Source organism: Flavobacterium crocinum (assembly GCF_003122385.1).
In the GTDB taxonomy this organism is placed as follows: Bacteria; Bacteroidota; Bacteroidia; order Flavobacteriales; family Flavobacteriaceae; genus Flavobacterium; species Flavobacterium crocinum.
On sequence record NZ_CP029255.1, the window covers coordinates 3,778,711 to 3,802,689 of the forward strand.

Consider the following 23,979-nt stretch of genomic DNA (forward strand, 5'->3'; position numbering starts at 1 on the left):
TTAAATTTTTTCTAAAGCTTCCAGAATTCCATCAGCTCCGGGATTTACCGCCATTGGTGAGAGATAACTCCATTGTATAATTCCTTCTTTATCAATTACAAATAGAGCACGATTGCATTCGCCTTCGGTCTCATTGTAGACACCGTATTTTTTTGATATTTCTCCTTTCGGTTCAAAATCTGCCAATAAAGGGAAATGCAGATTTCTGGATTGAGAAAAAGCCATGTGACACCATTTGCTATCTACAGAAATACCGAAAATTGCGGCATTGTATTTCTTGAAAAATTTCAGCATTTCATTGTAAAGTGCCATTTGATCGCTGCAAACCGGACTCCAATCGGCTGGATAAAAAGCCAGAATCACATTTTGTCCTTTAAATTCTGATAAAGTGATTTTTTGGTCGGGTGTTGCAAATAGTGTAAAATCCGGGGCAATGTCATTTTTCTTCAGCATAAGATTTATTTTTAAGGTTAAAGTCAGTTATAAGCAATAGCAATGCACAAATATTTAATAATGCAGCGGGCAGAATTAGTGTCCAGTTTTTTAATAATGGAAGCATAAGCGGAACAACTGATGCTCCGAGTAAAAAGCCAATCCATAATAACAAAAGCCGAAGAGCATTCAGTTTATAAAACTTCCGACTGTTTTTATTGCGGGACAGACTTAGCATTGCTGTATTTCTAGCCAGACTATTTAGAGTTCCTGTTACGAAATCGGTATTTATTTTTTGGTCTCCGACTGTTGTTACAATGGTATTCATAACGCCAGTTGAAAATAGAATTATAGGAATCGACAATCCGTTATTTATAGTATAATAATTGGATGCCATTGTATAGACAATCAGAATACCGGAAACAATATAAAATGGCAGTGTCTGAATTTTAGATTCTCGCCATAACGAAATACAGGTTCCCGCGTATATTCCGAAGACAAAACAGCCAATAACACTTAAAGATGAAATAAGTATGTTTAGTTTACCACTTGATAAAGCGATTCCCAGTTGCGTACTGTTTCCGCTGATAAAAGAAACATATACTTTCCATTTAAGAAAACCTGTAGCATCAAGATAACCAGCAATAAATGCCAAAAAAATGGCTAGTTTTTCCTGTGATCTGGTTTGTTCAGACGAATCAATGAACTGTGTTTCGGCAGCCACAATGCTTACTTTTAAGGTTGAATGAATAATTTACTTTTAGGAAATTTTTCGATTTCACCTTTCGCCAAACCAAAATTCGTTACCACCACATCCTTTGGATTTCCTGAAAGCCATTCGCTCAAATCAATAGATTGATAAACACCACTGTTAAATCCGATTAAAATTTTGCAAACGGTATCTCCTGTGTTTTTGATATAATGTCCGGCGCCCATTGGCACATAACCAACGTCTCCTGCGTTGAATTGTTCCGTTACCACTGTACTTTCTGCTAAAAACACAGACATTTCGGCCTGACCGGAAATATAATACTGCCATTCATCAGCGTTTGGATGCCAGTGCATTTCTCTCAAAGCACCAGGTTGTAGTTCTATAATTGATCCTGCCATTGTTGTACTGATAGGAAATTCTTTGCTCGTTACCAATCTTTGCAAACCACCACCCGGAATTATTCTCGGTTGTTGAGAATGCAATGGATAACGGTGTAAATTGGTTAATTCGACATCAGATTCTTCAGGTCTGGAAGCGGCTGTAAAGGATAGTTCATCCGGAACAATTCCGGCAGCAAAATAAGCTTCTTTTTGAGGTAATGCAGCGACTTCTTCAACTGAGATTCCTAAGTTTTGAGCAACAATTTCCGGTGGCATACAGGATACAAAATCGGTTACGCTAAAGGTATGATCTTCAGAAAAATTACCATTATCGAATATTAAAATAAAATGACATTCTTCTGTTCCTGTTGCTTGTATAGAATGTCCGTATCCTTTTGGGAAATACCAAACATCTCCCGGTTCGAAATTATCAGTATAACTTTTGCCATTTGGATGAATAATAGTCGTACGCACAGTTCCTGAAATAACATAAGCCCATTCGGCTGCATTTGCATGCCAGTGCAATTCGCGCATACTTCCGGGTTGTAATCGCATTGAAACTCCTGCAATGCCAATTGAAGCAGGAAAATCTTTTACAGAAGCTCCTCTTGTTGTGCCGCCATCATTGGTGCGTGGTTCTTTTTTTTCCAGTTCGTATTTGAAACTTAATAATTCGGTAGTCATAATAATAGCTTTTGATGATTAATTATATTGGTTTGTAATTCTATTGTAAAGCTATTAAAGATATACGCGGACTATAGTTTGAATTCGTTGGATGGGCAAAATGAGTCGTTGAAACTTTAGGAAATTATTTGGCTTATTAAACTATAATGAGTTTATTTTTTAAGGATTTAAAATCAAAAATCACTGCAATAAACAGTGATTTTTGATTTTATATAATGGATAGACTTTATTATTTATAAAGCCATTTTTTGATCAGTTTGGTATAATTTGGCATTACGACAAATACCATTAAAAAAACGATGATTCCCGAAATTATTAATCCATCAAAGTAATGATTTTGAGGGATTTTCAAAAAGCTTAGAAAGGGGAGTGCCAACAATGGAATTAAAAGTGACAATGGATAAATGGCTGACCAGGTAACAAGGAATTGTTTCCAGCGGACAGGTACTTTAGTCCCTTCATTTTCGGCATTAAAAAGAAAATCCAACCCCGATTTTATTTGGTAATTGTCATTTTTTCTAAATAAAGGATTTGCTTTTTGAATGAGTATTTTTCGATCTTCGGATTCCATCCATAATTTTAGGTTTTCAATAGTATCAAATCGGATAATGACTGTATAAACAAACGTTAAATGCGGAATTGGTCGCACCATCTGCAAGTCAATAAAACCATTTGAATGTTTCGTAATAGGAACAATTTTATCCAGCCATTTTTCATATTCCTGTTCTTTCCCATCCAGAATGTGGTGCGTAATAACAACAGATGCGCCTTGATTTTCCATAGTACTGTTTTTTAGGTTGCGTTTTCTTTTCAGTAATTATTGAACTAATATAATCTTACCTGTATGGCTGCCGTCTTCTAATAGTCGATGTGCATCAGGAGCTTCTGTGAAAGGAAAAGTTTTATAAATTATTGGTTTAAACTGTTTCGATTCGATCAATGGCCAGACGTTTTTTTGTACTTCTTTAGCTAATTGTCTTTTAAAATCATACTCTCTGCTTCTTAATGTACTTCCGGTAATAATTAAACGCTTTAGCATCACTTTCCAAATATCGAGATCTACGTGACTGCCACTTACGGCATTAATATGCACTAATCTGCCTTCGGGTTTTAGGATGTTTACATTTTTACTAAGGTAATTGCCGCCAATCATATCTAAAATAACATCAACACCTTCTTCCTGCAAAACGGTTTCGAAATCCTGAGTTTTGTAATTGATATAAGAATCAGCACCAAGATCAAGGCACTTTTGACCTTTTTCATCAGATCCGACCGTCACAATTACACGCAGTCCTAAAGCATGAGCGATTTGGATTCCTGTAATACCAATTCCGCTGTTACCGCCATGAATCAAAAGAGTTTCTCCAGATTTAAGAGCTCCTCTTTGGAAAACATTTGACCATACTGTAAAAACCGTTTCGGGCAGACTTGCCGCTTCTGCAAAAGTTAATCCTGATGGAATTGGAAGACATTGACCTTCGCGCACGCTGACATATTCTGCATAACCGCCGCCAGCAAGAATAGCACAGACTTTATCACCAACTTTAAAATCGGTAACATCTGGACCGCATTCGACTATAATTCCAGATACTTCTAAACCGGGAATTTCAGATGAAACTCCGGTTGGCGCAGGATAATTGCCTTCACGCTGGAAAATATCAGAACGGTTTAACCCTGCTGCTTTTACTTCTATTAATACTTTGTCTCCGCTTACTTCCGGAGTCGGATATTCTTGTAATTTTAATACATCTGGACCTCCAGATTGCGTTATGACTATTGCTTTCATTTGGTTTTTGATTAATGGTTTTTATTTGGTTGTCCTATTCTTTTCCAGGTAAGTTTATGAATTACCAAATGCGAATTACTCATAAATGGTTTCTCGGTTTCCAGATGCAGTAATCCATCTTTAAAAAGAACTTTCCTGTTTTGTGTCTGATCTCTCCAATTTTCAAAAAGCGAAACATACATGGTATGACTGACTATCTGTTTTTCGTCATCAGTCTTGAAAGGACCGGAGTAGGCCAGATAAGGTTTATTATTTTTTGTATCAGAATGTTCAAAATCAGTATTCATTATTTGTGCCGACATATAGCCGTCACGATTATAAATGATAATGCCTTTTGGTTTGGTTCCCATTGGATTTGTAATCTCTCCACCCTCTAAAGGTACTTCAATCAGTTCAACTAAAGTCCAAGATCCGACTAGTATTTCAAACAAGTTTTTTTTCATAATACTCAAAATAAAAGGAGCGCACATTGGTGCGCTCGATTTCTATGCTATTAAAATGGCTGATTGTATTTTCCAGTTAATGCTTTGTTCTCGATACTTTTAGCAAAATTTGGAGTTTCTTCGTGGTTGTGTGCGTCAGAAGCAGCTTGTCTTGAAGCTGCCGCGCCTGCTAAATCAACACCATGTTCTTTTAGATATTCAAACATTTCCGGAGTGGCAGTTGCGTGAATTTCATTAGTATAAAGACAGGTATTATCATCGATTTTAGTTGCTTTAAGTTCCCATAAAACCTGAACTTTAGTACGTCCGTTTTTAGTGATTGAATCTGAGACAGACAACATACGGCAATAATCCGGACGGTGGACGGTTGCCACATAGTGCTGTACCATTAAAGCGTCGCCAATTGTTTCTACATTAATTGACATCGGCTCGCCTTCATAAGTGCTCGTAATTCCCGCGCCGATATGCTGTGTAGAACAACGTTGGTATTCTGCATCCGGAAGGTTTAAAAGCCAGTCCGCGATATTTACTTTTTCTATTGGAGCATTAATGATAGCTGTAACTGCTGAATGTGATAATGCGTTTTCTTTGGTTTGGATGATTTCCATGATTTTTTGGTTTTAAATGTTTAACTGAAGTAAATTTACCTCCTTAAAACGGTGAAACATCCTACTATTCATCGAATGGGCAAAAGCACTCGTTGAAAAAGCGAAATCAATCGTTTGTTGTTTTTGAAGTTCAAAATGAAGAGCAAAAAAAGACCTCAATTTGAGCAAGCATTGCCAGTGGTTTCAACCACTGGGGAACAATGATACTCATGTTCATTATTAAAACGAAATTATCGGCGCAATAGGAATTCAATACGTTTCCCGAGGTTGAAACCTCGGGCTATATTTTAATGCAGGAATGGAAAAAGATTTCAGTTTTATAAAACATAGCCAGTGGTTTCAACCACTGGAACACAAAGATGATCACATATAAATAATTAAAACACAATTATCATCACAATCTGAATGCCAAGCTTTTCCCGAGATCGAAATCTTGAGCTATGTTCGAAAAACAAAAAGGAACAAATGAAAAAAGAGACTGTCTTTTGGAACAGTCTCTCAATTGAATAATATATAGTAAGATAATTTGTTTTACTAAAAACGAGTTGTTTTCTTATTTATTTTGCAGCAATTCAAAAAGTATTTTAGCTTCTAAAAGGGATGAGTTCAAAATCTTTTCTACATCGTCTAAAAGCTGCTGCAAAATTGTGTTTTGTTCGACAGCCATTTCAAGAATATCGAGTTTTTCTTCTAAAAGAGGCAGTAAGCCCATTATTGCTGCACTAGATTGCAAATCATGCGCTCTGAGTTTTACAATCTTAAAATCCTCATTTCGATAAGCCGTTTTGAGTTGTTCCAAATGCAGCGGTACATTGTCAACAAACTGTTTAGTCACGGTTTGTTCAAACGTTTTGTTTCCACCGCTTACCGATTGCATATACGAAAGATCGATATGCTCAAAAACAGGATTAGATTGTAGAATTTTTGTTGTTTCTGAATTTGATTCTTTTAGTCCAAAATTGGCAATCAGTTTAAAAAGTTCTTCTTCTTTTATTGGTTTTGAGATGTATTCGTCCATGCCTCGGCTCAAACATCTTTCTCTTTCCCCAGGAAGTGCATGTGCCGTCATGGCAATTATCGGAATATCCAGTTTTAAGATTTCTCTAATTTGCTGTACAGCAGTATAGCCATCCATTTGAGGCATTTGCAGATCCATTAACACCAAATCACAATCTTTTTTTCTCAGATATTCAACTGCTTCCAAACCATTAGAAGCCATATCAAAATCAACATTCCATTGTAAAAGCAAGTGTTTCATTAAACTTTGATTGATCGCATTATCATCTACAACCAAAACTCTCAAAGCAGTGTTCGAGATATCTTTAAAATGGCTAATATTTACAATGGGTTTAGAATTAAGCTGTTCTTTAGCAATGCCATATGGAATATGAAAACTAAAAGTGGTTCCTTTTCCTTGTTCACTACATACTTCAATATCACCGTCTTGTAATAAAATTAGCTTTTTTACTATTGATAAACCAAGACCAGTTCCTCCGTAATTTCGGGTTGTAGAGTCTTCACCCTGATTGAATCTTTCGAAGACTTCGTTAAGTTTTTCTTTATCAATTCCAATTCCGGTGTCTGTGATTTTAAAGCCCACAATAACCTGATTTTCATTTTGCAGTTTGTTGTAAACCTCGATGCTTACAGATCCCTGATGGGTAAATTTTATAGCATTTCCAATAAGGTTTACCAATATCTGCGTCAGTCTGGTAGCATCGCCTATCAAAGTATCCGGAATTGAACTATCGACTTTACTGGAAATGGTTAGTTTTTTTTCTTTTACTCTTTCCAGAAAAAGTGTTTCAACTGAATCTAATAGTCCGTTGATACTGAATATTCCTGGCGTGATACGCATCATTCCGGCCTCAATTTTAGATAAATCGAGTATATCATTAATAATGGTCATTAAATTTTCGCCCGAGCGCTGAATTGAAGTCACAAACTCTGCAGAAGTCTCGTCCAAATTCCTTTTCTGTAATAAATTAGTAAAACCTAAAATACCGCTCAAAGGAGTTCTGATTTCATGACTCATATTCGCCAGAAAATTTTCTTTGGTTTGTGCAGCAATCGATGCTTTTTTTTCTGCAATATCCAATTCTTTGATGAGAAAATGCTGTCTTCTGAATTGTCGCATAATATGATATCCAATAACGGCCCCGCTTACAACTAACAAAACCAATAATGAAATGTCATAGAGTTTGGCTCTTTGTCCCATTTCCAAACTTAGATTTCTAAGTTCAACCATGTGCAATTGGCGCTTGTGATAAATTTTTGCTGTAATGTCGGTAATCTCATTAGAAATTATTCTGGCTCTCGGATTTGCTATCGAGCTGTCATCATCCATATTACCAACAGAATCGTAACGATGCAGCAGTTTTCCTTTTGTCACCATTTTATCCTGTGCCAAAACTCCAAGTCTTTGGATTAATTTTTCTTCTTCAGGATCTGAATTATCTACAGACAATGAATCCAGAAAATTTCTAATCTGTCTGATTTTCTGGTCAATCCCTTCGAGATGCGTAGTGTCATTGGTAGCAATAGAAGCCCGAATTCTGCTTTCGACCCCTAAAATATCACGGTCGATTTCTCTTAAATGATTGCTGGAGCGCAGTTCGTTTAAAAGCGTGTTGTTATTTCGTATGAGTTCTTTAGTATTTTGAGCCGAATTAATTTGTACAGCAATCAATAATATGCTGCATAAAATAAAACTACTGATTATAAAATAACTAAAGTGTTTGTTACCCATTACGGTAGACGTATTTATCATAAAATAAGTGTATATGAAATTGTACTATCTTATCAATAAGACAGGATTCTAGTTTACCCGGCAGACAAAAACGAAATGGTATTTAGAAAACATTCATTCTTGTATTGAGCGCTTTTCGGTAAGCATCTGCAACAGGAATAAATTTTTTATTAATCATAATGCCACCATCTTGTAAAGTATCAATTTTACCAATAGAAACGATATAGGAACGATGTACTCTAATGAAATCATCTTTTGGCAGGCGTTCTTCAGCCGTTTTCATTTTACCGTGTATGGCAAACATTTTTTCTTTCGTGTAAAACTTTACATAGTCGCCCATTGCTTCAGCATAAAAAATATCATCCAGTTTTAAGCGTCTTGTAATATTGGAATCTCTAACGAATAAAAACTCTTCTTTGCCAAACTGCACATTCTCTTTTCTGCTTTCAATGATAGATTGCGCTTTACTTACTGCTTGTAAAAATCTTGCAGGCATAATCGGTTTTAGGATATAGTCTGCAATATTCAGTTCAAATGCTTCGAGCGCATATTCTTTTTTAGAAGAGGTGAAGATGATGATGATATCTTTGCCTGAAAGGTTTTTTGTCAACTCGATTCCTGTCATCTCTGGCATTTCGATATCCAAAAAGATCAAATCTACGTGATTTTCCTGTAAATGATGATAAGCCTCAATGGCATTTGAATATTCATTTACAACAGTAAGATTCGGAATTTGTTTCGCCAAATGTGACAAAGTGGTTCTTGCAATATCGTTGTCATCAACAATTAACGCTTTCATGGTATTTGGTTTTTGGTTTAGACAAATATACTTATTCCTTGTTATTTTATCTAAAGTAAGAGCGTATCATCCATGCCATTTCTTCATGAATTTCTATTAAACCCGTAATAAAATCGCTTGATCCGTAATCTTTGTAATCATCAGCAAAAGGAGTAATGTTACCACGGATAAATTCAATAATGCTTTCATGATCTTTTAATAGATCTTTCATAAATCCTAAACCATCGTTTGTCCTTTCGCTATATTCGGTAAGATGTGTAAGTTCAAGATATGATTTTAAGGTTGCTGGTGCATAGTGACCAATTTTACGCATGCGTTCTGCAACACTGTCAATGATTTCATCCAGCTGTTTGTACTGATTTTCGAAGAAAATGTGATTGGCATGAAAATTATCGCCTGTAACATTCCAGTGTGCATTTCTGGTTTTAGTATAAAGTACAAATTCGTCTGCCAGTAGTTTTGCTAATTCATTAGAAACAGCATCTGTGTTTTTTTCTGTAAGGCCAATGGTTGCTTTCATAATTTCAAGTTTTTAAGTTATAAGCACTAAGGCTTGTTTTTCTTTATGTAAAGGTCATTAGAAAACTTCTTTAAGAGAGATGTTTTTAGGTAAACAGGCAAAATGAGTCGTTGAAATGGAATTCTTGTCTTTTGAGGAAATAGTCTGACTGAAAAAAGTATAATCTTTTTATGTCTGCAAATGTTTATGGAAGTTTGCAGCATTAAATGCTGTTTAAATCTTCTCAGCCAAATTCAAATAATTGTGGAAAGTATTAAATCATTTTAAAACAAGATTTTATTTTCCGAAATTGAACAGTAACCAGAAAAAAGTAAAATATCGTAAATCCATAGTCTCTCTTCATTCTTTGTTAAGTTATTGGATGTCGCTGGTTTTAAATTTTTCATAATAATACTCCATGATTCTGTCACAAAAATTATGCAGGATAAAAATGGTATAAATTACTTAGATTTTTATAGCAGAGAAGGTATCAAGTCCACAAGGTTGAACATATACTTTTTCTATAATAATTAACATTTCTAATACTATTAATAAACTTTCGTTATCATTTCATCTATAGGTAAACGAACTTTTTTTGTAGCTGCCATATAGTCTTTTTCAGAATCGCGATAACCTAAAGCGAGGATAACTGTAGTATGCAGTCCTTTCTCTTTCAGCCCCAAAACCTCATCGATAATAGAGGCATTAAATCCTTCGATAGGAGTGGCGTCTACTTTTAATTCTGCTGCAGCGATAAGTGCAGTTCCTAGTGCAATATAAGCCTGTTTAGACGCCCAAATAGCTTTTTGTTCTGTATCGATAGATCCAAAATAGGAATGTAATCCATTTCTAAATCCTGATAAGGCACCAGCATCAAGACCTCTTTGTTTTTCTGTCATTGCCATGTAATTGTCAATATAAGTCGGAGTCATGTCATTGAAGGCAGCAAAAACCAGTAAATGAGAGCATGAGCTAATCTGTTTATTATACGAATCAGCACCTAATTTGTTTTGGATTTCCGCATTGCTTACAACAAAAACACGGTAAGATTGTAAACCGCAAGAAGATGCTGAAAGATTTATAGCCTCTAAGATCTGATCAACTTTTTCTTCTGCTACTTTAATGTTGGAATAAGCTTTTGCGGCGTAGCGCCATTTTAAATTTTCTATTAAGTTCATTACTGTATCTATCTTAAATTTCAGCAAATATAGATTATATTGTTTTGTTTTTCGAGGCTTGAATTGCTATGGGAAACTTCAAATCGGTCCTATTCTGGTTCTCTAAAGAATAATTATCTGTTTTTCCTTATTATTACATTTGTAAAAAGATTATTAATCTTTTAAAGTGAATAAATAAAGAATAATTATCTGATTTTTTTAGTTTTGTAAAATATTAAATCTTTTATTTTCAAATTTGCAGGGTAAAAAAACTAAACCTTGTCATCAGATGAAAGCGAACATACAAGAAGATTTAAGAATAAGCAAAAAGCAAGATGTTGAAAATATCGGGAATACAACCAATAATGATTTTGCATTCACGCTAAAAAGTACATGTTTAGATGAAAACTATCATCCCTCAAGTAAAACGCGTCTGACAACCAATTTTGCCAACTTGGCCAGAGGGGCTAATCGCCAGCAAAACTTGCGCAATGCCTTAAATATGATTAACAATCGGTTCAATGCATTGGCTCATTTGGATAATCCAAAAGGGGATCGTTACCATGTAGAACTTGAAATCCTCACAGTAACAATGAGTATTGATGATAAAAATGGTAGTAACGATCTGCCGATGATTGAAGTTTTAAAAACGAATATTTTTGACCATAAGACTGGCCAGCAAATCGAAGGGGTTGCCGGGAATAATTATTCCTCTTATGTTCGGGATTATGATTTCAGTATTTTATTGATTGAGCACAATAAAAATAAAGCTGCTTTTTCTATTCCTGAAAATTTTGGTGATTTGCACGGAAAACTTTATAAGTGCTTTGTGAATTCAGTCACTTATAAAGAGCACTTTAAGATGTCACCGATTATTTGTTTAAGTGTATCGAGCAACAAAACGTATACTCGCACGGAGTATCAGCATCCGGTTCTGGGCTTTGAATATTTGCAGAGCGAGTATTCTCTGACTGATCAATATTTCTCTAAAATGGGCTTAAAAGTTCGTTTTTTCATGCCTCCGAATAGTGCGGCACCGATGGCTTTTTATCATTCCGGAGATCTGCTTGCTGACTATACGGATCTTGGATTAATCAGCTCTATCAGTACGATGGAGACTTTCCAGAAGATTTATCGCCCTGAAATTTACAATGCAAATTCAGTGGCTGGGACAATCTACCAGCCTAGTCTTAAACACGAAGATTATTCTCTTACCCGCGTGGATTATGACCGCGAAGAGCGTAGCCGACTGGCTGTCGAACAGGGTAAATATGCAGAAGGTCATTTTATCAAACCTTATAGAAATGTTCTGGAGCAGTGGTCTGCTAATTTTACTCTTTAATTGATTACAACGCATTAAAATTATACTATTATGAAGAAGTTATTATTACCAACTTCAATTGTTGGAAGTTTACCTAAACCAGCCTGGCTTGCACCACCAGAAAAACTTTGGTCGCCGTGGAAATTAGAAGGAGAGCAATTGCTTGAAGGAAAACAGGATGCTCTGCGCATTTCTCTGCAGGAACAACAATTGGCAGGTCTGGATATCATTTGTGATGGAGAGCAGACACGCCAGCATTTTGTAACGACTTTTATCGAGCATTTAAGCGGTGTAGATTTTGAAAATCGTAAGACCGTGAAAATTCGTAATCGTTATGACGCTAGTGTTCCGGTAGTTTTAGGTGAGGTTGCACGCCAGAAAGCAGTTTTTGTGGAGGATGCTAAATTTTTACGTAAACAGACTAATAAGCCTATAAAATGGGCATTACCAGGTCCGCTGACAATGGTAGACACCTTGTACGATGACCATTACAAAAGCCGCGAAAAACTGGCATGGGAATTTGCGAAAGCGCTCAATGAAGAAGCAAGAGAACTTCAGGATGCAGGGGTAGATATTATCCAGTTTGATGAACCTGCGTTTAATGTGTTCTTTGATGAAGTAAACGATTGGGGAATGGCAGCCTTAGAAAGAGCCATTGAAGGTTTACACTGCCAGACTGCGGTACATATTTGCTATGGTTATGGAATACAAGCCAATACGGATTGGAAAAAGACATTAGGTTCAGAGTGGCGTCAATACGAAGAAATTTTTCCGAAAATTCAAAAATCTAAAATTGATGTGGTGTCATTAGAATGTCACAACTCCAATGTGCCTTTAGATTTAATGGAATTGGTTCGCGGTAAAAAAGTAATGGTTGGTGCCATTGATGTGGCAACCAATACTATTGAAACACCAGAAGAAGTAGCCGATACGCTGCGTAAAGCTCTTGAGTTTGTAGATGCCGAAAATCTTTACCCTTCTACAAATTGCGGTATGGCTCCTTTGTCCCGAAGTATAGCCAGCGGTAAGTTAAATGCTTTAAGCGCAGGAGCAGAAATTATTCGTAAAGAACTTGGGATTTAGTCATAAATATATTAATAATGAAATCCATGCCTCTACGGAGGAATAATATTTAAAACACATTGAAGAAATTATTAGAAATATTAAAAAAAGCAGGTTTCGACGGTTTCCTGTTAATGATAGCCACCATGATTCTGATGGCTTATTTTTTGCCAAAGCCAGGTATGATCAAAGAACCTATTTCGCTGGAGGAGATTGCAAATGCTGGCGTTTCGTTGATTTTCTTGTTTTATGGGATGCGACTGAGTGTTGAGAAACTAAAAGCCGGACTTTCCAACTGGAAAATGCATATTATAGTTCAGTTGACAACCTTTTTGTTTTTTCCGCTCATTGTTTTGGCATTTCGTCCTTTGTTTGTCAATAACGGCTTCGAGCTGCTTTGGCTGGGTGTATTTTTTCTGGCAGCTTTACCGTCTACAGTATCGTCTTCTGTTGTCATGGTCTCCATCGCCAGGGGAAATATTCCTGCAGCTATTTTCAATGCGAGCATTTCCAGTTTGATAGGAGTAGTGGTTACGCCGCTTTGGGTTGGATTGTTCATAGCTTCCGCAACAGGTGATTTTGATGTTACTGATATCGTAATAAAGTTGGTTCTTCAAGTTTTGCTACCTGTCATCATTGGGATAAGCCTCAATTCCCGATTTGGTGCCATTGCTGAAAAGTATAAGAAACAGCTTAAATATTTCGATCAGGCAGTCATTCTAACGATTATTTACACATCGTTTTGCAAGTCATTCTCCGAACATCTTTTCGAAGGCTTTACCGCCCTTGAACTTGCCGGACTCGCTGTAGGAATGATGGCGTTATTTTTTGCTGTATTCTTTTGTGTCGGACTACTCAGTCGTTTGCTTGGTTTTTCAGTTGAGGACCGTATTACCGTCTTATTCTGCGGGTCTAAAAAGTCATTGGTACACGGCACCGTTATGTCAAAAGTACTCTTTCAACAGAGTACTATTACCGGAATCGTATTGTTGCCTTTAATGCTTTATCATGCCTTACAATTGATTGCCGCCAGCATTATCGCTCAGGGCATGGCTCGACGAAAAGAAGTATAATTTTTGTTTTATGAAATTAAGTACAGGTTATTATGTTTTTAATTTGTTTAAAATAAGAATTTTGTGTTGTTTTTAGTTGTATTTGAAGAATTTTATTCTAATTTAGAAATAAATTAAACCTAATTTAAAGTAAAATATACTATACTATGGAACAAATAGACGATATTGATCTTCAGTTATTAAATATACTTCATGACAATTCTAAATATACAGTAAAAGAACTCGCAAAGATGGTAAATCTTTCGGCATCACCTGTTTTTGAGCGGATTAAAAGATTGGAGAACAATGGTTATATCAAGAAGTATATAGCACTCCTTGATGCAGAAAAATTAAATCGAGGATTTATAGTTTTCTGTAATATCAAGCTTAAACAGCACGATCGTAATATTGGAAATCAGTTTGTTAGTGATATTATGAAGATAGAAGAAATTGTGGAATGTTACAATATATCAGGAGATTATGATTTTTTAATGAAAGTCTTTGCCAGAGATATGAAGCATTATCAGGATTTTGTCTTTAATAAATTGGGATCAGTTGAAAGTATAGGCAGTACCCAAAGTACTTTTGTTATGTCGGAGATAAAAAATTTGTATGGATAGTGAAAAGATGGTTTATTTATTTGAAATAGCGTAAAAAAATCAGCAGTAAAATGTTAGGCTGCAAAGGCTTAAAAATCTACATTTTGGTTTATAAAAAAAGAGAGATAATTAAAAATAGTTGTCTCTCTTTTTAGTCGTTCAATTGAGGTTAAAAAATTGACTTATTTGTTTATGAAATGGTGCTGTTTTTAATACCGTAAATGATTGCATAATATTTATTCTGATTTTTTTAATCATATCCCTAATTGATATTTTATAAAACCTTCCAATGAAATTATAAGATAAAATTAACCGCCTTTTTTTAAATTTAGGTTGCAATTTAAAAGCAAAGATTATGAGATCAATATGGACAGGTTCGGTGAGTTTTGGATTGATAAATATTCCAATTAAAATATTTTCTGCAGTAGAAGAAAGCAGTCTTGATATGGATATGCTGGATAAAAAAGATCATGCCAATATCAAATTCAAACGTGTAAATGAAGATACGGGCAAAGAAGTCGATTTTGCTAATATTGTTAAAGGATATAAGCTCAATGATAAATATGTGATACTCGAAGATGCTGATTTTGAAGCGGCCGACGCCATTAAAACCAAAACTATTGCTATTGAGAGTTTTGTGTTGGAAAGTGAAATACAGAGTATTTATTATGAACAGCCCTATTATCTGGAACCAGACAAAGGAGCAATGAATGCGTACGGGCTTCTTCGGGATGCATTAGAGGCTTCGGGAAAAGTTGGTGTTACTCGTTTTGTTTTACGAAATAAGGAAAGTCTCGCTATTCTTAAACCTTACAAAGATGTTATTGTGCTGAACAGAATCCGGTTTGAACAGGAAATACGATCAACAAGTGAACTAAAACTACCGCCTGTTTCTAAAAAAGCTACCAAAGAAATGGACATGGCCGAAAAGCTTATTGACCAGCTTACGGAAAAATTTGATATTACGGGCTTTAAAGATGAGTACACTGCCAAGCTTTTGGAAATAATAAAAAAGAAAGCCAAAGGAAAAGCCAGCAAAATTTCGCCTAAACTTAAAGTGGTCCACAAGCAGAGCGATGATCTGATGGAAATGCTAAAAGCGAGTTTAGAAACGAAAAAGAAAAAATCATCCTAAAGATGAATCCTGTTTTTCTTCCAGTTTCTTTATAATTCTTTTGATGTTGGCTCCATTGGAAAGTACAGGCTGCCATAAATCTCCTTTTTTTTCAAAACGTTTTAAAACATTTTTTATAGTAAACTGTGAAGGATGTAATTTTTCTGTGATTTCATCCCACTCAAGCGGTGTTGAAACAGTTGCGCCTGGTTTTGGACGGACAGAATAAGGCGCAGCCAGTGTTTGTCCGCGTCTATTTTGAAGATAATCGATATATAATTTTCCTTTTCTCTTTTTTATGCTTCTCTCAGTTGTAGTACTATTCGGTAGTCTTCCCTGAACTTCTCTCGCCAGTAGTTCTCCCAATATTTTAATGGAATCATAATCGTATTTTGCTCCAAGCGGAATGTAAATATGAAGTCCGGTTGCTCCGGAAGTTTTACACAAACATTCGGTTTCCAGTTCGTCCATTACCTGTTTTACCATTTGGGCAGTCTGAACTACAATAGGAAAGTCAGATGCTGTCGCGGGATCCAGATCCATAACCAGCCAGTCAGGATTGTGAATATGTTTAATTGTTGAATTCCAGGGATTCAGTTCGATGCATCCGAGATTGGCCATATACAACAGTGTTTCTTTATTATTGCAGATCAAGTAATCTATATTTTCATTGTTAGATTCTGAATATATTTTTTTTGTATTCAGCCATTTTGGTGTTTTGTCCAGATCAATATCCTTTTGGTAAAAACTGGGTGCATCAATACCGTTCGGAAATCGATTCATTGATTCAGGACGATCTTTTAAATAGGGAAGAATTAGAGCCGAGACTTCATTGTAATATTGTACAATTTCTCCTTTTGTAATCCCGTCTTTTGGAAAATAAATCTTGTTCTGATTGGTTAAATGAAGTATTGTTTTTCCAATTTTCACATCGTAATCATTTTCCGTTTTATGATCTTTCAATTCTTCCATTTTTCCTTCTTTAAGCGTTGTAATTGTATTTTCTGCTTCATTGGATGAAAATTTCACTTCATTTGCTTTTTTATCTATTCTCAGCCCCAGATAAACCGGATGTCTTAAATGCTGATCCTGTGTCCATTCTGAATATTTAACCTGACAGACCAGTTTTGGATTTACCCACTGAATTTTATCCTTTAATGGTACTTTTTCCTCTAATGGTGATATTTCAATAAAATAAGGCTTAAGCTTGTCATAAAGTTCTTTTAAGACCAATTCTGTAAAACCTGTTCCGCATTTACCAATGTATTGCAATTCTTTTCCTTTGTATTGTCCAAGTAGTATTGCTCCAAAGAATTTTCGTGAATTTTTAGGTTCAGTAATACCGATTATAATGGCTTCTTCTATATTCGAAAGTTTTATTTTGAGCCATTCATTGCTTCTTTTTGATGCCAGATAATGACTGTCAGATTTCTTTGCAATAATACCTTCACTTTTATTTTTTCTTGCTTTTTCAAACTGTTCAATTCCGTTTCCAATGGTGTGTTCAGAATAGAAAACATTTGAAAAAGAATATTTGTTGAATAAGATTTTAAGAAGTTCTTTTCTTTCCAGTAAAGATAATTCGTTGAGTTCATTGCCATCTAAATTCAGCAAATCAAAAACATAATACTTTAAATTTCCAATTCCTGTTTTAAGATAATTTTGAAGCATTTGAAAGTCTGTACGGCCGGTAGGATCTTCGACAACAACTTCTCCGTCTAGAACTACGATATGATCAATTTTAGCAAGTTCGTCTGCAATGGGTTTAAATAATAAGTCAAAAGATATTTTGTTACGGCTGAAAAGCTGGGTATTGTCAGGATTTACAACAGCAATTGTGCGGTATCCGTCATATTTATTCTCAAAAATCCACTGCTCATCATTAAAAGGTTTTTCGCTAGTTCCGGCAAGCATGGGTTTAATAAAGTGTGCCGTTTTTAATTTTGCTGAAGGCTTTTTTTTTAATGTTTCAGAATTCTCTTGTTTTTTGGATTTTTCAGCTGCTTTTTTAGAATTTTCCTGAAGCTCTTCCAGAGTTCTTTTGGAAAGGACAGATTTATTTTTTTCCAAAATATCTATATCTGTTGCATATTTATCCTGCTTCTTGATAAGCAGCCATGCATTTTCCTGTTTTCCGTGAAGCTTTACCAGCGAAAATTCACCTTTCAGTTTTTTTCCATTCAATACAAAACTGAGTCTTCCTTTTTGAAGGTCTGTAAGAAATTGCTTTTCGATGTCCTCGGTTTTCTCATCAGAAGTATATGTGCCATTATCCCATACAATTACATTTCCGGCACCGTAATTTCCTTCAGGAATAGTTCCTTCAAAATCTTTATAACTGTACGGATGATCTTCGACCATCATGGCAAGGCGTTTTACTTCCGGATTTAGGGATGGTCCTTTTGGAACTGCCCAGCTTTTAAGAACGCCACCCATTTCAAGCCTGAAATCATAATGCAAGTGAGACGCAGCATGTTTTTGAATTACAAAAATTAATTCGCCTGCCGATTTTACGGGTTTGCCTTTAGGTTCACGGGTTTGCTTAAAATCCCTTTTTTGGTTGTATTTAGAGAGTGACATACGATTTTATTAGAATTGAAAGTGTTAATGTAATGGAGTATAATACTCTTGCAGTGATGGCAAATATCATGTGAGCAAAGAACAGTTGAATATAATAGCCTTTAAAATTTATTTGAGGATTATAATGTGTCATTTCAAAAATAAACATCCAACTGAGAATACCAATTATCCCACTGGCTGCGCCCAAAAGCAGAACGCGGGCCGGAGAAACAAGTTCGGGATAATCCAGCCATAAGAAGTGGTATCCAAGCACAAATAAAAAGCCTATTGCGTAATGAGATATCCAGCCAGATGTTTTTGCTGTTTTTTCAGCAATTTTAATTTTCATCTTATCAATTGCGTAAGCTAATAGAACGGGTTCTTTATATAATTCCCTGAATTTTTTGGACATCGCGTAGCTGAACCACGTCATGGCCGATGTTGCGCCTGCTGATACTAAAAGTATTTGTAAAAGGGTATAGATCACGTTGTGCAGTTTTTAATTATTCTATCAAATTTACAAACTACATGCTTTTTAAATTTATACTATTAAAATCAAGAACTTATATAATTACAAGATAAATTATTGTATTTCAGCTGTTTTAGATGTAAATGTTGTAAAGCTTGATTTTAATTGTGTACGGCTTTTTTTACATGGAAATTTAACTTTGTGGTACTACTTTACAAATTCTCCATGTATTCAGAGAATTCATAATACAATTAAAATCAAAAGAAAAATGAAAGACTCGAAAAAAACAAACCAGAATTATAATGATGGCAAACAGAAAGATTTGGATGTAAACCGATCCAATGCAGACGACCAGTTTTTGACGACCAATCAAGGTGTTAAAATCAACGATAACAATAACTCTTTAAAATCAGGTGAAAGAGGTCCGTCTTTGCTTGAGGATTTTATTTTAAGGGAAAAAATCACCCATTTTGACCATGAACGCATACCGGAACGTATTGTGCATGCAAGAGGGTCTGCAGCGCACGGCTATTTTGAGCTTTACAAAACCATGGGCAATTATACCAAAGCGGGTTTTTTGAATGATACCAGTATTAAAACACCTGTATTTGTGCGTTTCTCTACCGTTGCAGGTTCGCGAGGGTCTACCGATCTCGCAAGAGATGTCCGTGGGTTTGCTGTGAAGTTCTACACTCAGGAAGGTATTTTTGATTTGGTTGGAAACAATATGCCTGTCTTTTTTATTCAGGATGCCATGAAATTTCCTGATCTGATCCATGCTGTGAAAGCCGAACCACATAATGAAATCCCACAAGCAGCATCTGCTCACGATACTTTTTGGGATTTTATTTCTTTGATGCCCGAATCTATGCATATGATTATGTGGGTAATGAGTGACAGGGCTATTCCCAGAAGTCTGCGTATGATGGAAGGTTTTGGAGTTCATACTTTTCGTTTTATCAATGAAAAAAATGAATCTCATTTTGTGAAATTCCATTGGAAACCTAAATTAGGAACTCATGCCGTGGTATGGGATGAAGCCCAGAAAATTTCAGGAAAAAACTCTGATTTTCATAAACTGGACTTATGGCAGGCAATCGAAGATGGTCATTTTCCGGAATGGGAATTAGGTGTTCAGATTATTCCGGAAAGTGATGAGCATAAATTTGATTTCGACCTTTTGGATCCGACCAAACTCGTTCCTGAAGAAATTGTTCCGGTAACCATTATTGGAAAAATGACACTCAATAAAAATCCGGATAATTTCTTTGCTGAAACAGAACAGGTAGCTTTTCATCCGGGGCACATTGTGCCGGGAATTGATTTCACAAATGATCCACTGTTGCAGGGGCGTCTGTTTTCTTATACAGATACCCAACTGTCCAGACTAGGAAGTCCTAATTTTCATGAAATCCCGATCAATCGTACTATAGCACCGAAACACAACCATCAGAGAGACGGACACATGCGCCAGGAAATCGCTGTGGGAAAGGTAAGCTATCATCCTAATTCTCTTGGAGGTGGTTGTCCTTTTCAGGCAAAAATTGACGAAGGAGGTTTTAGCAGTTTTAATGAAAGGATCGATGCACAGAAAATACGAGAAAGAAGTAGCAGCTTTTCGGATCATTTTAGTCAGGCCACATTGTTTTATAATAGCCAGACACCGATCGAGCAGGAACATATCGCAGCTGCCTTATCCTTTGAGCTTGGAAAGTTAGAAACTCCTGCTATCAGGGAAAGAATGCTTGGACTGCTTAATCAGGTAAGTAGTTCATTGGCTGCCAAAGTAAGCAAATCACTTGGGATGACTGTTCCAAAAACACCGGAAAAGCCCCTTAACCATGGCGTGGGAGCCGATGATACTGGAGCGCATGAACCTGTTAAAGTAAAACAAAGCATTGAGAGCTCGGATGCTTTGAGTATACTTAAAAATCCAAATTCATCTAAAACTATCAGCACAAGACAGATTGCTTTTTTATGCACAGACGGAGTTAGCAAAGCATCCGTAAAAACAATGAAAACAGCACTGGAGAATGAAGGTGCAAAGGCAGTAATTATAGCTCCGCATTTAGGAAATATACAAACTGCTGAAGGTTCTGAAATTCCAGTAGACCAGACTTATAAAATTGCTGCCTCTGTTCTTTTTGACGGTGTTTTTATTCCGGCGGGTAAAGGAATACCTGAGCTGTCCAAAATCAGGGAAGTGAAAGAATTCATAAACGATTCGTACAATCACTGCAAGATTATTGCGGCAGAGTCGGAAGGTGCCAAAATACTAAAAGATAAAAATGAAATAGATGACAAGGACGGAGGCATTTTAACCAGCAATTCGATGGGAGATAAAACTTTGGCAGAATCTTTTATAAAAGCACTCGAAAATCACCGTTATTGGGAACGCGAAAAAACACTTTCCTGAATCTAGCTTTAGATAATAATTTTAATAAAATTCGAAACTTACAACTATGAAAACAAATAATCAAAATCAGAATCCTGTAAAGAAAGAGGGAACTGATAATAGAAGAGACACGAGAAAACACGAGTATAAAGATCACGATGAAATTCTAACTAACGATGAAAATTATGACAGTAATACTAACAAGTTTAAAGGAAAAGAGCCCGATTTTGAGGATAGACTCAATAATGAAGAGAAAAAATAGTTAAAAGAAAACGTCCCTGAATATTTTTAGGGACGTTTTTTATTGGTAGAGTTCAAATATTTAATGTTCTTCATACATGAATAAAAATTAGGACATGGCTTTTGATTTATTTGTAGCCCAAATTAATGCTGCACTGATTCCGAGTTGGCAGTTGTAAGAGTTGGATTTCCACTCATTGTTGACGGAAATGTAATTGGTGCAATTGGAGATTGAATTTGTGTGGATATTTTCGTATTGGAATTACTATATTTGTTATCAATATTTTAGGATAAGATGGAAGGAAGAAAAATCTATATCCTTAAGGGAAATGCGAACCATCGTTCAGCTCCGATTAATTCTCTAATAGCACCAACTTTAAGACTGTTTATTTCAAGCATACTAAGAATTTCTTGTGAAAAAATCGAAGCACAAATGTTAGACTGAAAAGACTTGAAAAATCTGCACATTAGGGCAAAAAAAAGAGACAACTATTTAGGTTTTGTGGTACAAAAGTAATCCCAGTTGGAAGATATAAATGATTACTGTACAGAATCTATTATGTTAGAATTTTGAAATAATTGATGGCTCATTTCTTAAGAAATTTTCTGAAATAATTTTTCAGATTAAGAAATTTCTGAGTCGTAAAGTTTTGAATCAAGATATTAGTATACTATTTTATTTGTGTAAGTTTCTTATTATTAGCTGTTTAATAGGTGTTAGTGTCATTTAGATAAAAAAAATGACAAAAGGCACGATATTAATATCTATTAACTTTATAGAGTTTGTGTATATTTGTATTCTTTAATTTGAAGTTTTTAATTAATTTTTAAATGTTTATATTGAGCTGCTAACTAACAGTATAATCTCACATTTATCATTTTTAACTATTTTGAATTTTTAATATTTTCCAACGGCAGAAATGAAAACATTAACATTAAAAGAATATAAATACACATTTGACAGTTTGTATACTAGTTTATGCCTCTTTGCCAATAAGTATGTTGGAAATCTTGAAACCTCAGAAGATTTAGTTCAAGATGTTTTTATCAGGATATGGGAAGAAAAAATTGCCTTTACGAATGACAAAGCTATTAAGTCATATTTATATGTAGCAGTTAAAAATCAGTCTCTCGATTATTTGAAGAGTACTTATGTAAGAACAACTCAATCTTTAGACGCAGAAGACATATCTAAATGGGAAACGGATCAGTTTTTTCATAGCGAAGTAGTTATCTCCGACACCAATCATATATTAGAAAAAGCCATAACATCTTTACCTGAAAAATGTGCTCAAGTTATAAGATTGAGTATGAAAGGAATGAGTAACCCAGAAATTGCTGAGGAACTTGAAATTTCTATAAATACCATTAAACTACAAAAAAAGATTGCCTACAAGCGTTTGCGTCCTTTACTAAAAGATTATTTCTTTTTATTTGCTTTTATAGCCGAATTGAAAAATTAGCTGCATATTGTGCAGTGTTATCTCGTTTTTGTTATGGATATTTAGGTGTTTTTTTTAAAACATTAAAAAAAATATTTTTTTTTTCTATACCCACTTTAGGTTTTTAGTCGTCTTAGTATAAAAAACAAACTAAAATGACGACTTTAAATAAACTTTATAAACTTTCGAGACAGATTGCTCTATCGTTGATCAAAGAAGAAGATCCTAAAGAATTAAAAGAGACGGATCTTTTTGAGCAAAAGTATAAAGATTACATTTTTGAAAACATAAACAGTCCTGAAAAAAGAAGACAGCGACAGTTATTAGCACAACAAGTAAATAAAAAAAGGGCTTGGAAAAATGTCCAAAAAGCCATTGGTGTAGCTAAACCGCCTATATGGAAGTATGTCGCAGCCGCAGTAATTGTCTTAGGAACTCTATTCTATTTTGCTCAGTATAATTCGGTAGGAAAAATTGAAACCACAGTTGCATCTGGTAAACCTGCTATTGCACCAGGTACAGATAAAGCGACCTTACTTTTAGGAAATGGACAAACTATAGTTTTAGGAAACGGAAATACTTATAAGGGTAATGGAGTAGCTGCAAATGATAAATCAGTAACCTACTCAGATAATAATGCATCTATAGAGTACAATTATCTAACCATTCCGCGTGCAGGACAATTCTCTTTATTATTAGCTGATGGAACAAAGGTTAGACTTAACTCTGAAACTCAGCTAAAATTTCCTAATCGTTTTATCGACGGTAAACCTCGTTTTGTAGAGCTGGTATATGGTGAAGCCTTTTTTGAAGTATCTCCAAGTACAGCTCATAAAGGGGCACACTTCAACGTAAAAACCAAGGGACAAAATGTTGAAGTACTCGGTACCCAATTCAATATCAAAGCCTATAAAGATGAAGAAAATCTAATAACCACCTTAAAAGAGGGGAAGGTTGTTATTGATTACGCTGCTATAAAAGAACAATTAAGCCCTGGAGAACAATCTGTCGTAAATGTAATGGCTTCTTCTTTGAGAATAACCCCTGCAAATCTAGACAGGGAATTAGCTTGGTTGGATGGTCAATTTGTTTTTGATAATTTGACATTAAAGGATATTGTAAAAGTTTTATCCCGATGGTATGATGTGGAATTCATTATAAAAGGGGAAACGATTAAAAATGAAAAATTTAAAGGACAATTCAGCAAAAATCAAAACCTTGAAGTAATACTAGAATTAATTAAAACTACTAACCAAATTAAATCCTATGAAATAAAAGAAAAGACTGTAATTTTTAAATAAATATAAAAAGAGGGAAAGCATATAAACTTTGGCCGGTGTATAACAATCCCCCTTTTTGATTCCCAATGACCAATTATTTTTAATAACCAATCACCATTACAAATTTATGAAAATTAACCAAACCATTTTTCGTCCCTCTTATCGGGATCGATATTTTATTTTTATGATTCGAACCA

General features: G+C 35.2%; 22 protein-coding genes. 9 read left to right on the forward strand and 13 right to left on the reverse strand.

Going from position 1 to position 23,979, the window contains the following annotated elements:
* The 11 genes from HYN56_RS16760 to HYN56_RS16810 all read right to left on the reverse strand — a co-directional run bounded on the left by HYN56_RS16760 (window position 1) and on the right by HYN56_RS16810 (window position 10,270).
* On the reverse strand, window positions 1-453 hold the full coding sequence (locus tag HYN56_RS16760; protein WP_109193227.1) for a redoxin domain-containing protein: 453 nt from the start codon (window positions 451-453) through the stop codon (window positions 1-3).
* Window positions 437-1,156 (reverse strand): YoaK family protein, encoded by a 720-nt coding sequence (locus HYN56_RS16765; protein WP_167398325.1) that lies wholly within the window; start codon window positions 1,154-1,156, stop codon window positions 437-439. Before HYN56_RS16765 ends, HYN56_RS16760 begins: the two co-directional genes overlap by 17 nt.
* An 11-nt stretch (window positions 1,157-1,167) precedes the next feature.
* Entirely contained in the window at window positions 1,168-2,208 is a 1,041-nt protein-coding gene (locus HYN56_RS16770; RefSeq protein ID WP_205727621.1) for a cupin domain-containing protein, read from the reverse strand.
* Between the two features lie 229 nt (window positions 2,209-2,437).
* Window positions 2,438-2,989 (reverse strand): antibiotic biosynthesis monooxygenase, encoded by a 552-nt coding sequence (locus tag HYN56_RS16775; RefSeq protein WP_109193230.1) that lies wholly within the window; start codon window positions 2,987-2,989, stop codon window positions 2,438-2,440.
* 36 nt (window positions 2,990-3,025) lie between these two features.
* A complete protein-coding gene (locus HYN56_RS16780) occupies window positions 3,026-3,994 on the reverse strand; it encodes an NAD(P)H-quinone oxidoreductase (RefSeq protein WP_109193231.1) in 969 nt (322 codons plus the stop codon).
* Between the two features lie 11 nt (window positions 3,995-4,005).
* Entirely contained in the window at window positions 4,006-4,437 is a 432-nt protein-coding gene (locus tag HYN56_RS16785) for a lipocalin-like domain-containing protein (protein WP_167398326.1), read from the reverse strand.
* A 50-nt stretch (window positions 4,438-4,487) separates the two neighbouring features.
* Window positions 4,488-5,045 (reverse strand): hypothetical protein, encoded by a 558-nt coding sequence (locus HYN56_RS16790; RefSeq protein ID WP_109193233.1) that lies wholly within the window; start codon window positions 5,043-5,045, stop codon window positions 4,488-4,490.
* A gap of 553 nt (window positions 5,046-5,598) precedes the next feature.
* Entirely contained in the window at window positions 5,599-7,815 is a 2,217-nt protein-coding gene (locus HYN56_RS16795; protein ID WP_109193234.1) for a hybrid sensor histidine kinase/response regulator, read from the reverse strand.
* Between the two features lie 82 nt (window positions 7,816-7,897).
* Window positions 7,898-8,593 (reverse strand): LytR/AlgR family response regulator transcription factor, encoded by a 696-nt coding sequence (locus tag HYN56_RS16800; protein ID WP_109193235.1) that lies wholly within the window; start codon window positions 8,591-8,593, stop codon window positions 7,898-7,900.
* A gap of 46 nt (window positions 8,594-8,639) precedes the next feature.
* Window positions 8,640-9,113, reverse strand: a complete 474-nt coding sequence (locus HYN56_RS16805; protein ID WP_035644102.1) for a Dps family protein — start codon at window positions 9,111-9,113, stop codon at window positions 8,640-8,642.
* Between the two features lie 527 nt (window positions 9,114-9,640).
* Window positions 9,641-10,270 (reverse strand): nitroreductase family protein, encoded by a 630-nt coding sequence (locus tag HYN56_RS16810; protein WP_109193236.1) that lies wholly within the window; start codon window positions 10,268-10,270, stop codon window positions 9,641-9,643.
* A gap of 268 nt (window positions 10,271-10,538) precedes the next feature.
* On the opposite strand from HYN56_RS16810, the gene HYN56_RS16815 reads away from it, so the two are divergent.
* The 5 genes from HYN56_RS16815 (at window position 10,539) to ku (ending at window position 15,418) form a co-directional block, all read left to right on the forward strand.
* A complete protein-coding gene (locus tag HYN56_RS16815) occupies window positions 10,539-11,591 on the forward strand; it encodes a DUF1852 domain-containing protein (RefSeq protein WP_205727622.1) in 1,053 nt (350 codons plus the stop codon).
* Between the two features lie 30 nt (window positions 11,592-11,621).
* A complete protein-coding gene (locus HYN56_RS16820) occupies window positions 11,622-12,653 on the forward strand; it encodes a methionine synthase (RefSeq protein ID WP_109193237.1) in 1,032 nt (343 codons plus the stop codon).
* 59 nt (window positions 12,654-12,712) lie between these two features.
* A complete protein-coding gene (locus HYN56_RS16825; protein WP_109193238.1) occupies window positions 12,713-13,705 on the forward strand; it encodes a bile acid:sodium symporter family protein in 993 nt (330 codons plus the stop codon).
* A 146-nt stretch (window positions 13,706-13,851) separates the two neighbouring features.
* Window positions 13,852-14,304 carry an Lrp/AsnC family transcriptional regulator gene (locus HYN56_RS16830; RefSeq protein ID WP_109193239.1) on the forward strand — a complete coding sequence of 151 codons (453 nt, stop codon included), beginning with the start codon at window positions 13,852-13,854 and terminating at the stop codon, window positions 14,302-14,304.
* A gap of 334 nt (window positions 14,305-14,638) precedes the next feature.
* Window positions 14,639-15,418, forward strand: coding sequence for a non-homologous end joining protein Ku (gene ku / locus HYN56_RS16835; protein WP_109193240.1), 780 nt, complete (start codon window positions 14,639-14,641; stop codon window positions 15,416-15,418).
* On the opposite strand, the gene ligD is transcribed toward ku, so the two are convergent.
* Both ligD and HYN56_RS16845 read right to left on the reverse strand, forming a co-directional pair.
* Window positions 15,410-17,977: a DNA ligase D gene (ligD, locus tag HYN56_RS16840; RefSeq protein ID WP_109193241.1), complete on the reverse strand. Its 2,568-nt coding sequence runs from the start codon at window positions 17,975-17,977 to the stop codon at window positions 15,410-15,412. The two genes, ku and ligD, sit on opposite strands and share 9 nt — an antisense overlap.
* Entirely contained in the window at window positions 17,964-18,443 is a 480-nt protein-coding gene (locus tag HYN56_RS16845) for a hypothetical protein (protein ID WP_240622571.1), read from the reverse strand. The genes ligD and HYN56_RS16845 overlap by 14 nt, the downstream gene beginning before the upstream one ends.
* 250 nt (window positions 18,444-18,693) lie before the next feature.
* Here HYN56_RS16845 and HYN56_RS16850 point away from each other — a divergent pair, with 250 nt between their 5' ends.
* The 4 genes from HYN56_RS16850 to HYN56_RS16865 all read left to right on the forward strand — a co-directional run bounded on the left by HYN56_RS16850 (window position 18,694) and on the right by HYN56_RS16865 (window position 23,803).
* The gene (locus tag HYN56_RS16850) at window positions 18,694-20,841 is read left to right on the forward strand and encodes a catalase (protein ID WP_109194847.1); all 2,148 of its coding nucleotides are present in this window, start codon (window positions 18,694-18,696) and stop codon (window positions 20,839-20,841) included.
* Window positions 20,842-20,887: 46 nt separating this feature from the next.
* Window positions 20,888-21,082 (forward strand): hypothetical protein, encoded by a 195-nt coding sequence (locus HYN56_RS16855; RefSeq protein ID WP_109193243.1) that lies wholly within the window; start codon window positions 20,888-20,890, stop codon window positions 21,080-21,082.
* Between the two features lie 898 nt (window positions 21,083-21,980).
* Window positions 21,981-22,523: an RNA polymerase sigma-70 factor gene (locus HYN56_RS16860; RefSeq protein ID WP_109193244.1), complete on the forward strand. Its 543-nt coding sequence runs from the start codon at window positions 21,981-21,983 to the stop codon at window positions 22,521-22,523.
* Window positions 22,524-22,657: 134 nt separating this feature from the next.
* The gene (locus tag HYN56_RS16865; protein WP_109193245.1) at window positions 22,658-23,803 is read left to right on the forward strand and encodes a FecR family protein; all 1,146 of its coding nucleotides are present in this window, start codon (window positions 22,658-22,660) and stop codon (window positions 23,801-23,803) included.
* Window positions 23,804-23,979: the final 176 nt, after the last annotated feature.